The 21,432-nt window shown below is 38.2% G+C and carries 13 protein-coding genes; 10 read left to right on the top strand and 3 right to left on the bottom strand.

What is annotated here, in order from left to right; all coding sequences use genetic code 11:
* The first annotated feature begins 205 nt into the window (after window positions 1-205).
* Together J2Z23_RS01550 and J2Z23_RS01545 are read left to right on the top strand one after the other, a co-directional pair.
* The gene (locus J2Z23_RS01550; protein ID WP_057983806.1) at window positions 206-1,975 is read left to right on the top strand and encodes a sensor histidine kinase; all 1,770 of its coding nucleotides are present in this window, start codon (window positions 206-208) and stop codon (window positions 1,973-1,975) included.
* Window positions 1,968-3,476, top strand: coding sequence for a response regulator transcription factor (locus J2Z23_RS01545; RefSeq protein ID WP_191967344.1), 1,509 nt, complete (start codon window positions 1,968-1,970; stop codon window positions 3,474-3,476). Before J2Z23_RS01550 ends, J2Z23_RS01545 begins: the two co-directional genes overlap by 8 nt.
* 198 nt (window positions 3,477-3,674) lie before the next feature.
* On the opposite strand, the gene J2Z23_RS01540 is transcribed toward J2Z23_RS01545, so the two are convergent.
* Together J2Z23_RS01540 and J2Z23_RS01535 are read right to left on the bottom strand one after the other, a co-directional pair.
* On the bottom strand, window positions 3,675-5,981 hold the full coding sequence (locus J2Z23_RS01540) for a glycoside hydrolase family 3 N-terminal domain-containing protein (protein WP_209973053.1): 2,307 nt from the start codon (window positions 5,979-5,981) through the stop codon (window positions 3,675-3,677).
* A 269-nt stretch (window positions 5,982-6,250) separates the two neighbouring features.
* Window positions 6,251-9,370, bottom strand: a complete 3,120-nt coding sequence (locus J2Z23_RS01535; protein WP_209973051.1) for an alpha-mannosidase — start codon at window positions 9,368-9,370, stop codon at window positions 6,251-6,253.
* Between the two features lie 478 nt (window positions 9,371-9,848).
* On the opposite strand from J2Z23_RS01535, the gene J2Z23_RS01530 reads away from it, so the two are divergent.
* The 3 genes from J2Z23_RS01530 to J2Z23_RS01520 all read left to right on the top strand — a co-directional run bounded on the left by J2Z23_RS01530 (window position 9,849) and on the right by J2Z23_RS01520 (window position 13,308).
* Window positions 9,849-11,252 carry a glycoside hydrolase family 1 protein gene (locus J2Z23_RS01530; protein WP_158320803.1) on the top strand — a complete coding sequence of 468 codons (1,404 nt, stop codon included), beginning with the start codon at window positions 9,849-9,851 and terminating at the stop codon, window positions 11,250-11,252.
* 54 nt (window positions 11,253-11,306) lie between these two features.
* Complete coding sequence (locus J2Z23_RS01525) at window positions 11,307-12,203, top strand: ROK family protein (RefSeq protein ID WP_057983816.1); 897 nt, start codon at window positions 11,307-11,309, stop codon at window positions 12,201-12,203.
* A 232-nt stretch (window positions 12,204-12,435) separates the two neighbouring features.
* Window positions 12,436-13,308, top strand: coding sequence for an ROK family protein (locus tag J2Z23_RS01520; protein WP_057983818.1), 873 nt, complete (start codon window positions 12,436-12,438; stop codon window positions 13,306-13,308).
* 431 nt (window positions 13,309-13,739) lie between these two features.
* Here J2Z23_RS01520 and J2Z23_RS01515 read toward each other — a convergent pair whose 3' ends face one another.
* A complete protein-coding gene (locus J2Z23_RS01515) occupies window positions 13,740-14,387 on the bottom strand; it encodes a YigZ family protein (RefSeq protein WP_064467965.1) in 648 nt (215 codons plus the stop codon).
* Window positions 14,388-14,577: 190 nt separating this feature from the next.
* Here J2Z23_RS01515 and J2Z23_RS01510 point away from each other — a divergent pair, with 190 nt between their 5' ends.
* The 5 genes from J2Z23_RS01510 to J2Z23_RS01490 all read left to right on the top strand — a co-directional run bounded on the left by J2Z23_RS01510 (window position 14,578) and on the right by J2Z23_RS01490 (window position 21,259).
* Window positions 14,578-15,450: an AraC family transcriptional regulator gene (locus J2Z23_RS01510; protein ID WP_191967345.1), complete on the top strand. Its 873-nt coding sequence runs from the start codon at window positions 14,578-14,580 to the stop codon at window positions 15,448-15,450.
* Between the two features lie 101 nt (window positions 15,451-15,551).
* Window positions 15,552-17,060 carry an alpha-glucosidase/alpha-galactosidase gene (melA, locus tag J2Z23_RS01505; protein WP_158320805.1) on the top strand — a complete coding sequence of 503 codons (1,509 nt, stop codon included), beginning with the start codon at window positions 15,552-15,554 and terminating at the stop codon, window positions 17,058-17,060.
* A 727-nt stretch (window positions 17,061-17,787) separates the two neighbouring features.
* Window positions 17,788-19,032 carry an ABC transporter substrate-binding protein gene (locus J2Z23_RS01500; RefSeq protein ID WP_338018403.1) on the top strand — a complete coding sequence of 415 codons (1,245 nt, stop codon included), beginning with the start codon at window positions 17,788-17,790 and terminating at the stop codon, window positions 19,030-19,032.
* Between the two features lie 446 nt (window positions 19,033-19,478).
* Window positions 19,479-20,405 (top strand): carbohydrate ABC transporter permease, encoded by a 927-nt coding sequence (locus tag J2Z23_RS01495; RefSeq protein ID WP_057983832.1) that lies wholly within the window; start codon window positions 19,479-19,481, stop codon window positions 20,403-20,405.
* Window positions 20,406-20,476: 71 nt separating this feature from the next.
* Window positions 20,477-21,259 carry a carbohydrate ABC transporter permease gene (locus tag J2Z23_RS01490; protein WP_209973104.1) on the top strand — a complete coding sequence of 261 codons (783 nt, stop codon included), beginning with the start codon at window positions 20,477-20,479 and terminating at the stop codon, window positions 21,257-21,259.
* Window positions 21,260-21,432: the final 173 nt, after the last annotated feature.

Here is a 21,432-nt window from a genome sequence, read left to right as displayed (position 1 = left end):
ACAGGAAATCTTTCAAATCGCAATTCTAAGATGCTCATTTAGTAAACGTTGTAAATTTCCTATGCAAAAGTCATTATGATGAATATTGGCTTTTACTGAAAAACGTCAATAACCTTGCTTTTTCAGGAAAACTTTTCGAAAATATACTTAAGGGAATAATTCTTCCCTAGCCCGAATAGCAAAACAGTGGACGGGGGCTAGCATTATGCTAATGAAATTTATTAAACGGATCAAGCATCATATATTTAATCGGTTGTTGCTGACGTCCTCTTTAACAATCATTGCTACAGTGGTTGTATTGATTGTGGTAATTTCAAATTATTATTCAGATCTCATTATTAAAAGAGAAATGGATTTAAATATTAGAACGCTTGAAAGAGTAGAAGATTATTTTATAAATAAAGAAGCAGATTGGAATGGGATCACTCGGACACTTTATGAAAAAGGAAGTCTAATCGATGATATTTCTTACGCACTTCATAATGATTATGAAGATTACCTAAAGTATCGGCTCGATAAATTTACAGGTCATCCTTCGTTTATTCCAAGTAATATTGATACCTATTTCTATGGATATTTTAGTCAAGATGATGATATTAATGCAGTTAGTTTATTGTCAGAGGATTTTTCTGACATTAGCTATTTATTTATCTATAATTATGGACGTTGGAATCAAAGTATTGCTAAGGAAAATGAAGAATCAATCGAAAATGAAAGCATTATCCCAGAAGATCGGATAGAAGATACATTTATCAAGCATATTGCCATAAATAACCCGGCGACATTGCAAAAAATGGGCGAACTTGTCATCTATTATTCCACTGAAGGTTTAGATAAAATTGTTCAGCGAGAAAATGCAGAAGTTAAATCATCTTTTTTCTTATTTAAAGAAGATGGACAATTAGTTTATGCTAATAATCAAAAAATCCCAGAAAAATTCGTTGAAAATCTTCCGAATGCAAATTACGAGAATCAAGTGAAATGGCAAGGCGATACCTATTATGTCAATTCCATTAAAGGTATTGGTCAATATACGGCTTTTACAGTTATTCCTCATAAAGAAATGAATAAATTAACGGTTGTAAAAGGAACGATGTGGCTGTTAATTATTCCGTTTATTACGATTGCCATTATACTCACTTACTCTTTTATGCGTAATTATTCGGCGCGCATAAGAAGAATTGATGCCTCTATCCAAGAAGTGCAAAAGGGAAATTTAGCGATTCGAATTCCGGAATCGAAAAAAGAGGATGAATTGGCAACTATTGCTTCCAGCTTTAATGCGATGTTAGACGAATTAAATGAATATATCGAGAGAGTCTATGTTTTAAATTTGAAACAGAAGCAAGCAGAGTTAAAAGCTTTACAATCACAAATTAATCCACATTTTTTATTTAATACTTTAGAAGTGATTCGGATGACAGCGGTTGTAGACGGCTCGAAAACATCGAGTAAAATGATTTACCATCTATCAAGATTATTGCGCTATTCTCTTGAATCGAAAGATATGGTTCCTTTACAAGTAGAGATGGAAAATGTCCAACAATATTTACAGCTTGTTCAACTGCAACATCCTGATAAATTAACGGTTCTCTTTGATATCCCTAGGGAAATCGAGAGAACCCCGATTCAAAAATTGGTACTCCAACCGATCGTAGAGAACTATATTGTCCATGGATTTCAAAAGGATCGAAAAGATAATCGATTAGAAATCATCGCAAAACAAGAAATAGATCATATTCAGATAGTGATTCAGGACAATGGAAAAGGCATTCAAGAAGATAGGCTGAACACAATTCTTGAACATATTAATGATGAAGAAGGGGAGAACATGAATTCAATTGGTATGAAGAATGTTCATCAGCGTTTAAAATTAAAACATGGTAAAGGGTATGGCCTAACTATTGAAAGTAGAGAAAATCAGGGGACGAACATCACCCTTATCATCCCAAGAGGAGGGGATGAAATTGTATAAAGTCTTATTGGCAGATGATGAACCTTTAATTACAAGGGGATTAGGGGCGCTTATTGATTGGGAAGATTATGGATTTGAGATTAAGCATATTTCGGAGGATGGAGAAGATGCTTTAGCATTTATTCGAGAAAACCCGATTGATCTTATCGTAACGGATATTATCATGCCGAAGCGTACAGGCCTGTCGCTATTTGAAGAAGCGAAGAAAATCCGGCCACAAATTAAATGTATAGTTTTATCAGGTTATGAAGAATTTGATTATGTTAAAAAAGGTATGATACTAGGCATTGAGAACTATCTAGTGAAGCCTGTTGATGAAGATGAATTGTTGAAAACCGTTCAGACTGTAAGTGAAAAGTTAGCGGCTGCTCGAGAGGCAACCGAAGACGTTGCTTTCCATACTTTAAAAGATAATACATTATGGCGTTTATTGAATGGTGAAATCAATAAAAATGAATGGGAACAACGCTTGTCTTTATATGGAATGAGTAGTTTACGCCCATTTTATAATGTATCGACATTGGAATTCGCCAATATAGCTGATACAGAAATAAGTGTTGAACTGCGAAAGAATATTGAAAACGATTTTTCTGCACACTGCTTATTAAGTCCTGATCAAGAATTATTGATTATTTTGGATGGAAAGGCTCCTGCAGACCTTTATCAAACAAACCAGGAACTAGCTCATTATCTGCATGAAAATTGCCCTGAAATTGGTACTTTTTATTTATCAATGGGGGATCCAGTAGATTCAATGGAAGGATTAGGAGAAAGTTATTTCCAAGCACGTGAATATTCACTATACCAAATTTGTCTTGAACCTAACACAGTCATTTCTAGCCAAGTCCACGTGGATCGGCAAACATTATTAAAAAACCAACAAACCTATAAAGCGGATATTGTAAAAAGAATTCTTGATTCAGATGAAAAAGTAGAAGAAGGAATCGAACAATTTTTTCAAACTTTAACGCAGCACACCAAATTTCTTGCACCTGCTGTTGCCAGAAAATATACGATTGATCTGATTGCCTATATCCATCATTCCATTCAAGATGTAAAACATTATAATCATACCGCAGCTATTGAGAAATTAGTATATGCGACAGATTTACAACAAATCAAAAGCATTTTATTAGACTATTGCCAGGAATTGGTGGCAGCAATTGAGAATCAACAAGATTCGAGAAGTCCGATTGTCCAAAATGTCTTGGATTATATGCATGCCAATTATAATGAAGAGTTATCGTTGAAAACTTTGAGTCAACGATTTCACATTAATCCTATTTATCTTGGTCAATTATTTCAAAAAGAAATTGGTGTTGTTTTTTCGGAATACATCAACCATTTTCGCTTAGAAAAAGCGAAAGAATTATTAAAAACAACCCATCTACGTGCGGGTGAAATTGGCAAAATGGTTGGCTATTCGGATACTGCTTATTTTTATAAGCAATTTAAAAAACATATCGGTGCAACACCAACAGAATGGCGAAATTTAGGATGATAAATAAGAGACAAGAACAAATGTATTTTTATCAAAGCAAGTTACACTACGCGTTTCTCGGCCCCAGCTCAAATAACGGATTGTAGCAACTTGGGCTAGCGCTAGGATATGAACTAAGGACTCCCACTAAGCCCTTAGTTCATTTTTTTATTTGTCCACCTGTAAAGTTTCAGTGTTGCTTTGCCTTTCCAACGAAGATTATTTTATTGTTAGAATGGTTTCCTTGAGATTGATAGAATCATTTCCTACCATTATTTTTATATGGCCTGGTTCCACAACAAACTTCATTTCATAATTCCAAATAGCAAGATCATCTTTCTTTAATTGCAGTGTCACGGTTTTTTGTTCATTCGCCTCCAACCAAATTTTCCGGAAGCCTTTTAATTCTTTTACCCTTCTGGTAATACTTGCTTCCATATCTTTAATATATAGTTGGACAACTTCCGCGCCTGCTACTGATCCTATATTTTTCACATCCACCTGTACATCAATGACAGCACCGGCGTTGATTTGATCAAGTGTAATAGTGGAAGGACTGATCTGAATATTACTCACTTCAAATTGTGTATAGCTTAGACCATATCCAAATGAATATAAAGGAGAGGCAGGTGAATCTATATACTGAAGTTCTCTCCCTTGGTCTTTTTGATTGTAATAAACTGGTAATTGCATGGATGACCGTGGTAAGGATACCGATAATTTTCCACTTGGATTGACAGCACCAAATATGATTTCGGCAAGAGCTTGTCCACCTTCTTGTCCAGGATACCATCCACAAAGAATGGCAGAGCAATCGTCAACAATGTTTGTAATCGCGTGTGGACGACCCTGAATTAAGACCGTTACAATTGGTTTTCCAGTTGCGGCGATTTCCTTGACTAATAATTCTTGGACACCACCTAGTCTTAGATCAGCAAGGTCAACTCCTTCTCCACAATCCATATCTGTTGGATTACCCGAAACAATTGCAGCGCCGTTAGAATCAAATTCAAGATCAAAGTTGCGCATACTGCTACCACCTAAAGCAAGAATAACAACATCGGATTTTTTAGCAGCGTTTATTGCTTCCGCAAATCCTTCTGTGGAATTTCCGCGGACAGAACAACCTTTTGCATAAACAACTTCACCTTCAGCAATCTCTTGTATGCCTTGAAGAATAGTTCTGCCTTTGCCATCCCGTTGAATGGCAGTATAATCTCCAAGCTGATTGTAAATTTGATCTGCATTCGGTCCGATTACGGCGATTCTTTTCGTTTGTTTACTTAATGGTAAGAGGTTATCTTGATTTTTAAGTAAGACAGCTGATTCTCTTGCAACTTGAAGGTTCGTCTGTCTGAAAGATTCACTCCCTACAATTTGTGTAGAAAGGTTTTCCGCTGTATAAGGTTGTTCGAATAAACCTAGGGAGAATTTTAAGTGTAAGACTCTTCGTACAGCTCGATCAATGATTGCTTCTGGGACTAGTCCTCTTTCGACAGCCTTTTCTAAAGTGGTGAAAGAAGTATCCCATAGACTTAAATCAACACCAGCTGAAAGGGCCATTGCAGCCGCAGATTCATAATCTCCAGCAAGTTGGGTTAAGCGATCGACCGCAACCCCATCTGCCATAACAATACCTTCATATCCCCATTCATCACGAAGAATACCTGTCAGCAGTTTTGCATTTGCATGACAAGGAATTCCATCAATTTCATTATAAGCAGCCATACATCCAAGGGCTCCAGCTTCTACGCCAGCTTTCATTCCGGGTAAATGGATTTCGCGTAATTCTCTTTCACCAATATTCGCAGGACCGGCATTATGGCCACCTTGACCTTCACCTTGCCCACTAAAATGCTTCAACACCGCAATGATTTTATTCTGTTGGGCTAGTTCTGTACGCTCGCCTTGCAGTCCTTTTACTGCGGCACTCGTCATTTCTGCAGCTAGATAAGGATCTTCACTATAACACTCTTCAGCTCGTCCCCATCTAGGTTCCCGTAAAATATCTAAGGTAGAAATTAAGCCTAAATGAGCTCCCCTTGAACGGACTTCAGCTGCAACATAACTATATGCTTCTTCCATTAGTTCGGGATTCCATGTACTACCAGCTCCGATATTTGTCGGGATCAGAGTTCCATCTAAAGCCTGATGGCCATGTGGACACTCTTCTGATAATAGAACTGGAATGCCTAAACGAGTATTCTCAATAATATATTGCTGGACCTTATTAGCCCATTTGGCATTTTCATCAGTTGGGATACCATTTTCATAGGTTACTGCTGACCAGGGATCTGACCGAAATAAGCCGTACAAAGCGCCCATTCCATCACCAAATGCTACTTCTTCTTTAAATGATTCTGTTAATTCAATCCCGTCTTCTGTTTTTTGATATGCCTCCCAGCCGTACATTTTTTGATTCAGTTGGCCGACTTTTTCTTTTAATGTCATTCTGGATAATAAATCCTCTATCCGTTCTTCTATCGGGAGTGAGCGATCTTTATATTTCACGTATTTCACATCCATTTATATTTATTTTAAATATCAATTTCATAATAGAGATTTTAGCATTCAAATCCGAACAACGTTGATTTACGCTTGAGGTGGACGCTTTCCGGGGGGGGGGCGGTGAGCTTCGCTATGTGAGCTGTCACGCTAATCCCCCTGGAGTAGCCACCTTCCGCTCCAATTAACTAAGTTAAGGAAATACATTGACTAGCAATTCAATGCCATCTAACAAAAAAGTTCGTGTATTGATCATTAATAAGCAATTATGAAATTGACTCAACTAAAAGCTATTTCTGCAAACGCATCGTCTTCACTTCATAAGGTTTGTATTTGTTTCGGACTTGTCCGTTGATGACAGGCATATTTGCCATATGCTCTTCTAATAAGTTCGTTTCTTCTACCGCATTAATTGGAATCTGTAATTGTAGATTTGCTTCTTCTCTGCCACCGGTAGATTCATAAAGTCTTATAATGAGCCCATTATCATCTTCAGCAGGTTTAATTGTATCCAATACAACATGCTTGGCTTGGGATTTTACAAAGCTATGATGGCTTGGTAAATTCCCTTCATGATGATCTGTTTTGATGACAGTAACAGGATGATTTAACTCATACCCTTTCCTTGTAATATTCGCATCACGCCAATTGCCGCGATGTGGGTACAAAGAATAGGTGAATTGATGTGATCCTATATCGGCTTGTGAGTCAGGCCATTTTGGTGCACGCAATAATGACAATCTTAATAAATGATTTTTCACATCATATCCATACTTACAATCATTTAATAAACTAACCCCATAATTTCCTTCAGATAAATCGGCAAACCGATGACCACACACTTCATATTGGGCTGTTTCCCAACTTGTATTATTATGAGTCGCTCTCTCAACAGTTCCAAAAGGAATTTCAAAAGTAGCTTTATCCGTTATAATATCAACAGGGAAAGCAACTTTTAATAATTTATGTTCTTCTTGCCATTCTACATTTGTTTCAAAATCGATCCGTTTTGAATGGTGATGGAAAATAACATCTTGTTCGATAAAAGAGTTGGAAACAGACCATTTGAAACGTAAAATATCTTTTGTGCGTCCTTTTTGCATGACTTCAACAGACTGTAATTTCACGTGGTCAGCCACTTGGCTTTCAAAGCGAGGATCGATGTCCCAGGCATCCCATAAAGGTGGACGGTCATGGAAAAATTGCAGCTGATTAGCTGTTTCTCCAGGCTTCACTACTTCTCTATCTTCTTGTTTATCATATAAACGAGTGATTTCTCCATTGGCATTCCATTCTACTTGATAAATTTCAGTTTCCCAGTGCCCAGTGAATGTCGGCTTTTCAAGTTGATGATCACTATTAGTTTCTTTCAACCAAATGGTGCAATAGCCCATTTCTGGGATCATTGGGACATGGATAGACATTTCCGCTTGTTTTTCATCTATAGAACGAAGATCACATTCTAACAAATTCCCTTGCTCATCATAAGCGCTCATTGTGAATAGCTCATTTCCACCTTTGACCGCTACTGTTTCCGCTCTTGTCCATGACAAACTATTAAAGATGACAATCGGAGTACCGTCTCCATTTGTATCAATTTGTTTTTCCAATATTTGCAGTGCTTGGTCTTTTGCATGATGACCGATATGGAAAATTTCCTCATAATCAGCTTCCGATTTTTCATATACTTCTGGAATTGAAGTTCCTGGAATAATATCATGGAACTGATTGAATAATAGTAGTTTCCAACCATCATGTAAATCTGCTAATTGTTGGTTTTGGTTAAAGTATGTTGCAAAGCTTCCCCAAATTTCCGCTTCGCGGTATAACACCTCAGCTTGACGATTCCATCGTTTATTATGGGCCTGGGTGGTGTAGGTGCCACGATGGAGCTCAAGATACATATCTCCACTCCAAGATGGAAGGGCAGGATTAGCTTCCTTAATTCCATCAAAAAACGCATGAGCTGTACTAAATGTGCTACTTGGTAAGCCTGGGAGATTTTCAGAGCGTTCAACGTATTGGACCATTTCTCTCGTTACACCGCCACCACCATCACCATGGCCATAAAGTAGCATCTGCTCGGGATGTACCGCTTTTTGCTTATAACTATCCCAGTGTTCTTTAATTTCTTTCGGATGTGTATATTCGTTCACACCGTGATTTAAATAGGAGATAATACTAGTTCCGTCGATTCCCACCCAATGAAAGAGGTCATAAGGAAATAGGTTCGTATCATTCCAATTCATTTTAGTAGTCATGAAATATTCCAGTCCGGCCTTTTTTAATAATTGGGGCAAGGAAGCACAATAACCAAATGTATCGGGAAGCCATTCGATCCGCGGCTTAATGCCAAATTCCTCTTGGTAAAATGTCATGCCATAGAGTAATTGCCTAACAAGGGATTCACCAGAAGGAATATTCAAGTCTGGTTCCACCCACATACCGCCAACAAGTTCCCATCTCCCTGAAGTAATATGCTCTTTGACCCGCTCGTAAATAGAAGGGTAATGTTCCTTTATGAAATCAAAAGCTTGGGGCTGACTTTGCACATAGCCGAATTCAGGAAACTGATCCAGTAATGTACTCATAGTAGAAAAGGTTCGACTACATTTTCGGACAGCTTCTTTTGCTGGCCATAGCCAAGCAAGGTCAATATGAGATTGACCAACCATATGAATTTTTCCGGCTGCAGGATCTGCTGACATTTTCAATTCCTTCAGCAAGTTTTCTTCTTTTGTACGGACCCATTCTTGGTTATGTAATTGCTCTCCAGGCTCATGAAGAACTTGTTCTGCTAAAGATGTCAAAGCCTTTATAATTTTATCTTTTCTCAGATCGCCCTCTGGTAATAACTGGGCTGTTTCAAAATAGGTTTTTACTGTGATGAGCAGATCTTCTACAGCTGTATTCATCCAGACCAGTCTACTTTGTAATAGTGATAATGGTGCAGGACTATGTTCAGCAGGTTCATTTTGAAAATTTAAACGATCAACAACTTGGGCAACAGGGTTAAATAATTCGATTTGTACTTGATACGTAAGCCTGTCTTGTTTTTTGGGAAAGGGGACAAAACTACGATTGCGATCAATTCCATGATAGGGCTTACCATCAATGGATAATAAAGCTTCATGATTCGTTTTTACATTGGGTTGGCCAACAAGAAATTCCAATCCGATCTCTTGATTGATCCATTCAGTTGGAACGGTAATCGTATTTTCAAGAAACATTGTCTCACCAGAAACAATGAGATGGTCACCAACATTGATAGTTTCTGTTTCTGTATTTTTAAATTTGTATTTTACTGGTTCCGTATATTCTGCACGCTTTGTTTGCCAGTTTTCTATTGAAATAGAATCTCTTGTCTGAAATTCACTTAGGCGACTAAGTAAGTGGTTAATATTATACACTGGTCATGACTCCTTTTTTTATGTATTTGAAAGGGCTTTACAAAAATGATAGAACAAGTTGGGGTCTATTCTATTTAGTAGAGTAGACTTTTGAGTTTTCCTACTGACCGAGAATGGATGAATTACTTTTAAAAAGGATCTCGAAGCTATTATAGGTTTTATCCGCTTATATTGCTATGGAACTTTATTAAGATTTTATGTTTTTTTATTAAAGCTTTTATTTTTTCAGGTAAAGTTATTTTTCTCCAGTTTCTTTTCATTTAGAGGGTGGGATATAATTAGATTGAATCAATAAGTTTCTAGAAATAGAAACATTTTAAAAATATACTAGGAAAATTATTATGTAGTTTATCGGAACCGCATACATTGGTAATTCATTTAAAAAGTAGTAACCGTATTTATGGTGGTTGAGAACGATGTACTTTAAGTACAAGAACATAGAAAAGGGATTCTATGTGAAAATAGGAGGTCTTTAAAAATGACAAAACAATTCTATCAATTTCCAAAAGATTTTTGGTGGGGATCTGCTTCCTCGGCGACACAAATGGAAGGTGCGGCACATGAAGGGGGAAAAGGTGAAAACATTTGGGATCATTGGTATAAAGAAGAGCCAAATCGTTTCTTCGATGAGGTAGGACCAGAAAACACATCTAATTTTTATCACCAATATAAAGAGGATATTCAATTAATGAAAGAGCTTGGCCATAATAGTTTTCGACCATCGATTTCTTGGTCAAGATTAATTCCTACTGGAGATGGAGAAGTCAATCAAGAGGCTGTAAGATTTTATCGCGATGCTTTCCAAACGATGCGGGAAAATGGGATTGAGCCTTTTATTAACCTATATCATTTCGATATGCCGATGTCGATGCAAGAAAAAGGTGGCTGGACAAGCCGTGAGGTCGTAGAGGCATATGTGCGTTATGCAAAAATTTGTTTTGAACAATTCGGGGATTTAGTGACAAAATGGTTTACACATAATGAGCCAGTTGTACCAGTTGAAGGTCAATATTTATATGGTTTTCATTATCCTGCTGAGCTTGATTTTAAGAAAGGGGTACAGGCAGGTTTTCATGCTGTTTTAGCTGGGGCAAAAGCAGTTCAAGCGTTTCGTGATGGTGGGTATGCAGGGGAAATTGGTGTGATTTTAAATCTTACACCATCTTATCCACGTAGCCAACATCCAGAAGACTTAAAAGCTGCCCATATTGCGGATCTTTTCTTCAATCGTTCATTTCTAGATCCATTTGTAAAAGGAGAATTTCCAGAAGATCTAGTTAAGCTTTTAGATGAGGAAGGATTTACGCCTGAGGTATTGGAAGGTGATTTGGAACTGATCGCTAATAATACAGTTGATCTACTAGGAATTAACTATTACCAACCACGCCGAATTAAAGCAAAAGAAAATATGCCAAATTTACAGGCCCCGTTTTTACCGGAAAGATTTTTTGATTATTTCCATGAGATGCATGGACGGAAAATGAATAAGTATCGCGGCTGGGAAATCTATGAAAAAGGTATTTACGATATTTTAGTGAATGTTCGCGAAAATTACGGTAATATTCCCTGCTTTATTTCCGAAAATGGTATGGGTGTGGAAGATGAAGGACGTTTTATCGATGAAAACGGCCAAATTCAAGATGATTATCGAATCGAATTTTATAAGAGCCATCTTAAATGGGTTCATAAAGCTCTTGAAGAAGGAACAAATGTTAAAGGCTACCATGTTTGGACATTTATCGATAACTGGTCATGGTTAAATGCTTATAAAAATCGTTATGGTCTTATTTCACTAGATCTAAACAATAACTTCAAACGCACGATCAAAAAAAGCGGCGAATGGTATCGTTCCGTCTCTGAGCAAAGTGGGTTTGAGGAATAGAGGATGCAACAAAATCCGGAGAAGACTAAATGCCGGCAATGAGGTGTATTGAATATGAGGAAATTTTTAGTTTTAGATATAGGTGGGACCTCGATCAAGACTGCGGTCATGAATGAGCGGGCTGAAATATTATCAGAGAAAAAACTCCCAACACCTGCTACAGGAGATGGGGCCATATTCAAAGTAATCCGCGAGATTTTCTTTAAACAGAAGGAAATTTATCCTGAACTCAGTGGGCTCGCTTTAAGTATTCCTGGAGCGGTAGATGTGGAAACTGGATATGTGTCATATGCTGGCGCTGTACTGGATGTGATTGGTGTAAAGATAAAAGAGGAGCTAGCTGATCTTGGTGTGCCAGTCGAGGTAGAGAATGATGCAAATTGTGCGGCCCTAGCAGAGAAATGGAAAGGAAATGCCCAAGATTGTGAGAACTTCCTTTGTGTCACAATTGGAACAGGAATCGGTGGAGCGATTTTTAGTCGCAATGAAATTGTCCATGGGGTAGAAGGGATGGCAGGAGAATTTGGCTTGATGATGCTGGATACACATGCGGATATCCCAGAATTATTAGAGCAACGTAATTTCAGCCGCTATTCTTCCACTTGGAATATGGTTGCCCGCTTAAATAAGCATTTTGGTGAGGAGAAAACAGGAGAAGAATGGTTTGAATTGTATGATGAGCAGAATGCAGAGGTGATGGAAATCATTCATTCTTTTTATGATCGACTTTCCATTGGTATTATCAATTTGATGCATATTTTCGCTCCTGAAAAGATTGTCATTGGTGGGGGAATTAGTAGTCGCCCTGAGCTAATTCCTTATGTGAAAAAGCAGATTGCCAAAGTGCCAACCGCGATCGCCACTAAAATGAAAATACAAGAATGTAAGCAAAAGAATAAAGCAGGCCTAATAGGTGCTCTTTATCATTATCAAAAAATGAATGAGTGCTGATTTTTAACCCTATATTTATGTTAATATAGGTGTAATCATATTAATGCATGTTCAAATAGGAGAGTAGAAGAAATCACTTGTCTTGCGGTGATAGGCCATAGTGAGATCGCTAACTTTTGCATTAACTAAGGATGTTTGCGGAATTTAGACAAACTCTTCTGCCTTGAGTTGTGATACATGGCGAACTATTTGAACAACCTCTATAAATACATTTGAGACGGAGTGTTAGCATATGCTTGGAGCTATTGAAGCAGGCGGTACAAAATTTGTTTGTGCAGTAGGGAAAGAGGATGGCACATTAATTGAACGGATTCAACTTGATACATTGACTCCGGAAAATACGATACCTCATGTGATTGAGTTTTTTAAAAAACATGAAATTGAAGCATTGGGTGTTGGTTCCTTTGGACCAGTCGATATTGACAAAAATAGTGCGACATACGGGAATATCACTTCAACCCCGAAACCGGGATGGAAGGATTATCCCTTTCTACAAACACTAAAGGACGCTCTACACGTGCCAATGGAATTTAACACGGATGTGAATGCGGCTGCCCTAGGTGAAGTGATGTTAGGAGCTGCGCAAGATGTGGATAGTTGTTTATACATAACGGTCGGCACAGGTATTGGTGCTGGTGCGGTTGTACAAGGTGAACTTTTGCAAGGGCTCTCCCATCCAGAAATGGGGCATATCTTAGTGAGAAGGCATGCTGATGATCAGTATGAGGGATTCTGCCCTTACCATGGTGATTGCTTGGAAGGCATGGCAGCAGGACCAGCCATTGAAAAGCGCTGGGGGAAAAAGGGTGTGGAACTTCAAGACGAGCAGAGAGTTTGGGAACTGGAATCTTATTATTTAGCCCAAGCCTTGATGCAGTTCATCTTAATTGTTTCTCCGAAAAAAATTATTATGGGTGGCGGCGTCATGAAGCAAAAGCAACTATTCCCACTCATTCAAGGAAAAGTCCAAGAATTATTAAACGGATATGTAGCGGTCCCGCAAATTTTGGGAAATATTGATCAATACATTGTTCCACCTGGACTTGGCGACGATGCCGGCATTACAGGTGCGCTTATGCTTGCTAAACGTGCGTTAGAAAATTAATGTTTTACTTTTGGGAAAGGGATAGGACTTTAAGTTCTATCCTTTTTAGATAGGAAATCATAAATGATTGCGTATGAGCGAAGAAGCCCATACTTGTGCTAGGAAACCCATAACTTGGTGGAGAACCCCATACTTATGCCAGGAAGCCCATAACTTGGTGGAGAACCCCATACTAGGTTTGGGAAACCCATAATTAGGAGAAGAACTTCATTTAAATCCTGAGAAGCCCATACTTGTGCCGAGAACCCCATACTTCGAATAAGGAAACCCATACTTTGGCTTAGAAGCTCATATTCGTGCCGAGAACCCATACCTAAGATGAGAACCCGATATTTGAAATGAACACCCCCATACTCATGCGAGGCTCCATTCCTAAATCGTGCTCCGAATGCCAAAAGCAAAGAACCCCATTTCTCAAATGAGGTTCTTTCTTAACGTGGTGGCATGTCGGTTTCTAAATATAGCTTTTCTCCTTCTAAAATGTCTGCCTGGGCATTGGTCATGTCGGTGATCCAGTCGGTAAAAGCAGGTACATCAGCATCTTTTACATAGACATCAAAGGTGACGGTGTCAGCGTAGTGAATTTCTTTTAGGGGATAGATGGAACCCCGTAATTCATTTTCAAGCTTGCCGAGCCAAGTATAATCAACTTTTACATGCATAATCGTAGTTCGTTTTCTTTCCACAACTCCAACCGCGTTTAATCCTTCAGAAGTTGCCCCTCCATAGGCACGGATGAGACCACCAGCCCCAAGTTTGATTCCACCAAAATATCTTGTTACGACAACAACTGTATCTTTTAATTCGCGCTTTTTTAATACTTCTAACATCGGAACGCCAGCAGTCCCACTTGGTTCTCCATCATCATTTGCCTTTTGAATTTGGTCTTGCTCCCCAATCAGATAGGCGGAACAATTATGGGTTGCACTCCAATGTTGTTTCTTAATTTCTTGAATAAAATCTTGAGCTTCTTCCTCCGTTTCCACTCTAGCAAAATGGGCAATAAATCTTGATTTTTGAATGACGATTTCATGTTCGCCACGCTGCTTGACTGTAAAATAGGATGGAATAGTTTTCATTCTGGCCTCCATATTTATGATAAAGTAATTATAGTAAGGTATAGTGGACAATCGTGAAATTTCTTGCACAAATCCTCTGTTCACCTACTAGGAATAATCCCATTTAATAGAATGGTTTTGAAATTGTCCATATAGATTAACTATACCATAGATATGAATGAAAGCCTAAGACAAGGGGGCTATGCTGTAGATGACAAGTCTATTTAATTCTCAATTGAGTGAAAGGGATTTCGTACCCAAAATAAATGCTTATTATTTTAAACAATGGTCTGAGTATGAAATGGATTTTCACTCTCATAAAGAAGTAGAAATTATGTATGTAATCGATGGAAAATGCATAGTCGAACTAAAAAAAGAGGGGCATCTCTTAAAAAAGGGTGACTTTATTTTACTTGATGCGCATGTACCACATCGTTTAATTGTTGGAGCAAATGCTCGATGTAGAATGTTAAATATTGAGTTTACATTTATGAAGAAAGCGGATCGGCTTCCAAGTGTTCGGGATCTAATAAAGAAAAACGAGGTATTTGCTAAATTTTTAACTTTGAATAAAGCATATCTCGTTTTAAAAGATTCTGATCAAATTTATCATACTCTTAAAAATATCGTACTTGAAAGTGACAAAAAACAAGATTTGATGGTTCATCTTCTGTTATCTCAATTATTAATTCAATTAGCGAGAATGGCGCTAGAAAGCAAGGAAGAGGATCAGCAAACAAATCTATACATCAATCAGGTATTAGCATTTATTCACCAACACTATGATCAAGACATTCAGGTAAAGGATATTGCGGAGGAGGTTAATCTTCATCCTGGTTACCTACATCGTATTTTTAGAAGGATAATGCAGACTTCGCTGATGGATTACGTAAATTCTTTTCGAATGGAAAAAGCGAAAATGTTATTGGGTGACACAGAAATTCCGATCATTGAAATTTCCCAATATGTTGGGATTAATAGTAGTCAATATTTTAGTCAAGTGTTTAAAAAATATACTGGCAACACTCCAGTGGCCTATAGGCGTTCTTCTATCCGTACGATAGAAAAATGGAATAAAGGTTAGAATTTTAAACAAGTATACTTAAAGAAAGTGATGAAGATACAAGCACCTAAACTTAAAGATTGGTAAACTTTCGGTAATACTTAATTTAAGGGAGTGGTCCAATGTCATTTAAAGTAGCTTTTATTGGAGCAGGTAGTATTGGATTTACAAGGGGGCTAATGCGCGATTTATTAACAGTGCCAGAATTTCATGATATTGAAATTGCTTTTACGGATATTAATGAACGTAATCTTGAGATGGTGACACAGCTCTGCCAGCGGGATATTGATGAGAATGGCTTGCAAATCAAAATCAAGTCTACGACAGATCGGCGAGAGGCATTTAAAGATGCGAAATACATTTTCTCCGTCGTGAGAATTGGTGGACTTGAAGCTTTTCAAACCGATATTGATATTCCGTTAAAATATGGAATTGATCAATGTGTCGGGGATACGCTATGTGCAGGTGGGATTATGTATGGGCAACGCGGGATTGCTGAGATGCTCGCTATTTGTAAGGATATTCGTGAAACCGCTGCCCCTGATTGTTTACTACTTAATTACGCCAATCCAATGGCTATGATGACCTGGGCTTGTAATCATTATGGTGGTGTCAATACAATCGGTCTCTGCCACGGTGTCCAAGGTGGTCATTGGCAGATTGCGGAAGCCTTTGGGTTACCGAAAAAAGAAGTAGACATTATTTGTGCTGGGATTAATCATCAAACTTGGTATATCAGTATCAAGCATAAGGGTGAGGATTTAACAGGGAAATTATTGGAAGCTTTTGAACAACATCCTGAATTTAGTAAAACAGAGAAAGTTCGAATCGATATGTTGCGCAGGTTTGGCTACTATAGCACGGAATCCAATGGACATTTAAGTGAGTATGTTCCGTGGTATCGTAAGCGCCCAAATGAAATCAAAGATTGGATTGACTTAGGATCATGGATTAATGGGGAAACCGGTGGCTACTTACGGGTCTGTACAGAGGGCAGAAATTGGTTTGAAACAGATTTTCCAAACTGGTTAAAAGAAAAACCAATGGAGTTTATTGCAGATAACCGTAGTGAAGAACATGGTTCCTATATTATTGAGGGACTAGAGACAGGACGGGTATATAGAGGACATTTTAATATGGTAAATAATGGAGTGATTGCTAATTTACCAGCAGATGCGATCATAGAGGCACCAGGATATGTTGATCGAAATGGTATTAATATGCCGCAAGTAGGTGATCTGCCATTAGGTTGTGCAGCTGTTTGTAATGTAAGTATTTCTGTGCAAAGATTGGCCGTTGAAGCAGCTGTTCATGGAAATGATATCTTGCTTCGTCAAGCGATGATGATGGATCCCCTAACAGGAGCGGTTTGTAACCCGCAGGAAATCTGGCAAATGGTTGATGAACTACTTGTAGCCCAAGAACAATGGTTACCCCAATATGAGGAAGCAATGACTGCAGCGAAAAAACGCCTTGCTACGGAAAAGTTGTTGCCAACTAATCCTGATTACAAAGGTGCCGCACGGATCAAGGTGAAATCTGTAGCAGAAATGGCCGAAGATCGGGAGGCCGCGAATAAAAATGCCGGGGAAGCGGATAAAGCAAAAGAACGTCCGGCTGCAGCGAAATAAGGTTATTTTGCAGGAAGCAAAAGGGCGCTGTTAAAAATAACTTATGGCTCTACCGCAGTCCATATATCCTTTGCTTTACGCGGGTGGGGGTTAAATCTCATCAGGCTCGCTTCAGGAAGGCATTATCAATTCCGTAGGAGGCTTCCCTATATGGAGGCTGCTTTGTATCAAGGAATAGTTATTCAGCGGTCTCTGCAAAGCAATCGAGATTTGTGAAAAAAAGGGATACTTTCCCATTTAAGTCACATTCATTTCCACTTCCCCTAAAATAAAATGATAAAAACACCAGCCCGGTCATTTAATGATCAGCTGGTTTTCTTTTTGCTCTTCAAACATCTACCAAGTGAGTAAACGAGAGTTCCCATCAGACTTCTCCACATAATGAGAAATGATTAAGAGTATCGACAAATCTGTCCAATAGACTTAAAACTATTATCCATAGACTTATATTCTTTTAAGGGAAATTCGAATCAAGTACATGTTATCGACAAAAAAGCGGAAATTGAAATGTTTTTATAACAATAGATGCATGACATATATTAAATGAAAGCCCATACAATATTCTGAAATAGATTTTCCTTTTAGGGAAGGAGGAAGAAACGAACGAGATCCCTCTCACAAGAGGCCGGCCATTCTGATATGTGATTTTTTATGAATGTGTTTCAGCTCGTGGATAGGAATTCAAATAATAGTAGAGGTGAATGGGATGAAAAGGGGACCATTTTTAGTGATCTTGTTATTAGGATTATTTGTTTTCACACTTGTCGGCTGTAGTAGCGGTGGTAATGATGATGGAGACAAGGATGGGAAAGTAACGTTGAACCTGTGGTATTGGAATCGTTCGATTGATGATAATCTTATAAAAAGAGTGAGTGAGGAATTCCCTGATATTAAAATTAATGCACAAAAAATTGATGGTGGAGAATATAAGACAAAATTACAAACCTCTTTAACGAGTAGTACAGGTGCTCCTGATATTGTCGCCTTAAATGACTGGGTAACAGAGTTTCTCCCGAATCATGATAAGTTTGTTAATTTATTAGACTATGGGGCAGATGAGATTAAAGGTGATTATTTAGAATGGAAATGGAATTATGCGCAGACCCCTGATGGTAAAAATTTAATTGCCTTACCAATGGATACAGCCCCAACTGCCTTATATTACCGTGAAGACATCTTTGCGAAAGCAGGTTTGCCAACAGATCCTGAAGAGGTTTCTGCAGAAATTGCTACATGGGATGATTATATTGCGGCTGGGGAGAAGGTAGAAGCGGCCACAGGGGTAAAAATGTTCGATACGATTAATCGTGTGTTCACGCAATCTATAAGTCAAAGTGATACGAGCTATTTTGATGAAAATGATCAGTTTATTGGAGATGGGGGCACCATTAAGGAAGCTTGGGATCGTGCGGTAGAAATTAACGAGAAAGGCTTGAGTGCCAATACAGAAGTCGACGGCCCAGAATGGAATGCTAGCATGAATAATGGGCAAGTAGCTTCCTTCATTGGTGCCGTTTGGGTGAAAAATATTTTAAAAGATGCGGCACCAGATACTGCAGGAAAATGGAGAATTGCTAGGGCTCCTGGTGGAGATGGAAATCAAGGAGGTTCCTTTATTGGCATTTTAAAAAGCTCGAAACATCCAGATGAAGCCTATAAGGTAATTGAATGGATGATGAATCCCGAAAATCAATTAGAATCCTATGTAACAATGGATTTATTTCCATCCACTCCAAGTGTGTTTGAAGACGAGAAAATGAGCTCAACAGAGGAGTTTTTCGGTGGGCAAGACACAACACAAATATTTTCGGAATCAGCAAAAAATGTTCAACCAATGTACTTTGGGGTTGATTACTCTCGCGTTAATACAATTTTTAGTGACGCTTTAACCGATATTGCCAAACAAGGGAAAGACCCTGATAAAGCCTGGCAAGAGGTTCTCGAACAAGTGGAAAAAGAACTTTCTCGCTAACTTGATAAAGGAGAGATTGGGACAGAAGGATTTTTACTAAAGAAAAATGCGAATGATTAAGATACAATAATCCGGAAATATACTTCGCTTTCCGTGGACGGCGGTGAGTTTCCTCTGGGCAACAAGGATGCAGGGCAGTCACAAAGGCGTTAGGAAGTGCAGATGAGCCAACAAAGACATTGTGCTTAGAACTTGTCGCCTGGATGGCATGTATTTACCTTCGATCCTTATGTGCACTTGGGAACTCATCGATGCTTATCCGATGAACAAGATGTTCCGGTGGTCGGTATTGGTCACAGGACGTAACCGTCTTTAGCGACTTCTCGCAGGAATCTACGGATTTTTTCACTAAGGTGAAAGGTTTGAAACGTCACATTATACTCTTGTCCCATTACTCTCTTTTTATCCTGATCGTGCTAATGCCAACGAATAAGGGAGGCGTTGAAATGGATAGCCTTGAACAAGGAATAACAAATACGTCTAAGAAAAGTGTTTGGAAAGAAATATATGAAAAGAAAGTTCTCTATTTGTTCATTTCACCATTTTATATACTGTTTCTCATTTTTGGTCTCTTTCCTATCTTATTTTCATTATATTTATCTTTTCAAAAATGGGATGGCATTGGAGAAATGCAATTTGTTGGATTAAAACAATTCAAATACCTACTAACAGATCAGCTTTTTTGGCAAGCGGTTAGTAATACGTTCATTATTTGGTTTATTTCAACCATTCCAATGCTTTTTGGCGCATTAGTCATTGCTTTCTTATTAAATGCTACATTTGTCAAAATGAAAGGTTTTTACCGTGCTGCCTATTTTGTCACCAATGTCACTTCCATTGTAGCTGTTACAATAATATTTAAATCCATTTTTGGGAATCACTACGGTTTACTTAATTATTTAATCACTACTATAGGCTTTGAGCCTGTGCAATGGTTGGATTCAAGCTTTTTAATCAAGCTTGTGATTGCCTCCATGGTCGTCTGGAGGTGGACAGGATATAATGCAATTATTTATTTAGCTGGGTTACAAGCGATTCCCAATGATTTGTATGAAGCAGCTAAAATCGATGGGGCGAATATTTTTCAACAATTCTTCTATATTACTATTCCTTTATTAAGACCAATTATTTTATTTACTGTCTTAATGACTACGATTGGTTCCATGCAATTGTTTACAGAGCCGCAAGTCTTACTTGGAAATTCTGGTGGAGTTGGTGGAGCAGGACTCACCATTACTTTGTATATGTATAAACAAGGATTTGTTGATCATCAATTTGGTTATGCCTCGGTTGTATCCTGGGCCTTGTTTATCCTGATTGCTTTATTTTCACTGATTAACTGGAAGGTCGTGCAAAAAACAGGAGCTAAGTGAAGGAAGAAAGGAGTGCTATTGTGAATAAAACTCAAAATCTCCTAAAAACGCTAGGCTTGCATTTTTTACTGATGGTTGGAGTGTTCATTTCCGTCTTTCCATTTTATTGGTTAACTGTGATGGCGACGAATCAAACAAGTGATATTTTACGTTTTCCCCCTAGGCTCGTGTTCGGAACAGAATTACTGACCAATATACAAAATGTCTTAGATAATGTTGATTTTTTCCAATCCTTCTTAAATACGTTGTTTGTAACTGTCGTCTCAGCTTTATGTGTCCTCTTCTTCTGTTCACTCGCAGGTTTTACGTTTGCAAAGTTCGATTTTCCAGGAAAAAATTGGTTGTTCGGACTGCTACTTGTCACACTGATGATCCCTTCTCAACTATCGTTTATTCCATCTTATATTTTGATTACGAAGATCGGCTGGGTTGGGACGTATAAAGCATTGATTGTACCAGGGATTGCCAACGCTTTTGGGATATTTTGGATCAGACAATTCTCGCAAGAATCCATTAATGATAGTCTTCTTGATGCTGGCCGCTTAGATGGTTGTAATTATTTCAGATTGTATTGGAATATTGCTTTGCCAATATTACGACCCGCTTTAGCTTTTCTCGGGATTTTTTCATTCATTGGTGTCTGGAATGATTATCTCTGGCCACTCATTGTGCTGAATGATCCTGCAAAATACACATTACAAGTTACTTTGTCCCAATTAAATGGGATTTACGATACCGATTATGGCATGATAATGGCTGGCACCCTTTTGGCGACACTTCCTTTAATCATCATGTTTTTATTTGTTAGTCGCCAATTTATTTCTGGGATTGCTGCTGGGGCGGTAAAAGATTGAGTAAGAAAGAGGCAAAAGGTCTTGTTGGCCAATTGCCTTTTTTGTTGATAAATCATAAAAGTCGTGTTTTCAATTAGGTTTAATCAGGTTTCCGAAAATTTTATCATTTTTCGACAGAAGACTCCCTCTTCAATCGTGTGAAGGGCAAAGCCCAACGATAAGGGGGAGATGAA

Origin of the sequence: Lederbergia galactosidilytica (assembly GCF_017873565.1) — a bacterium.
GTDB classification, from domain to species: Bacteria; Bacillota; Bacilli; order Bacillales; family Bacillaceae_C; genus Lederbergia; species Lederbergia galactosidilytica.
The sequence above is the reverse complement of the archived record's forward strand: the minus strand, read 5'-3'. Positions and strand labels throughout refer to the sequence as shown.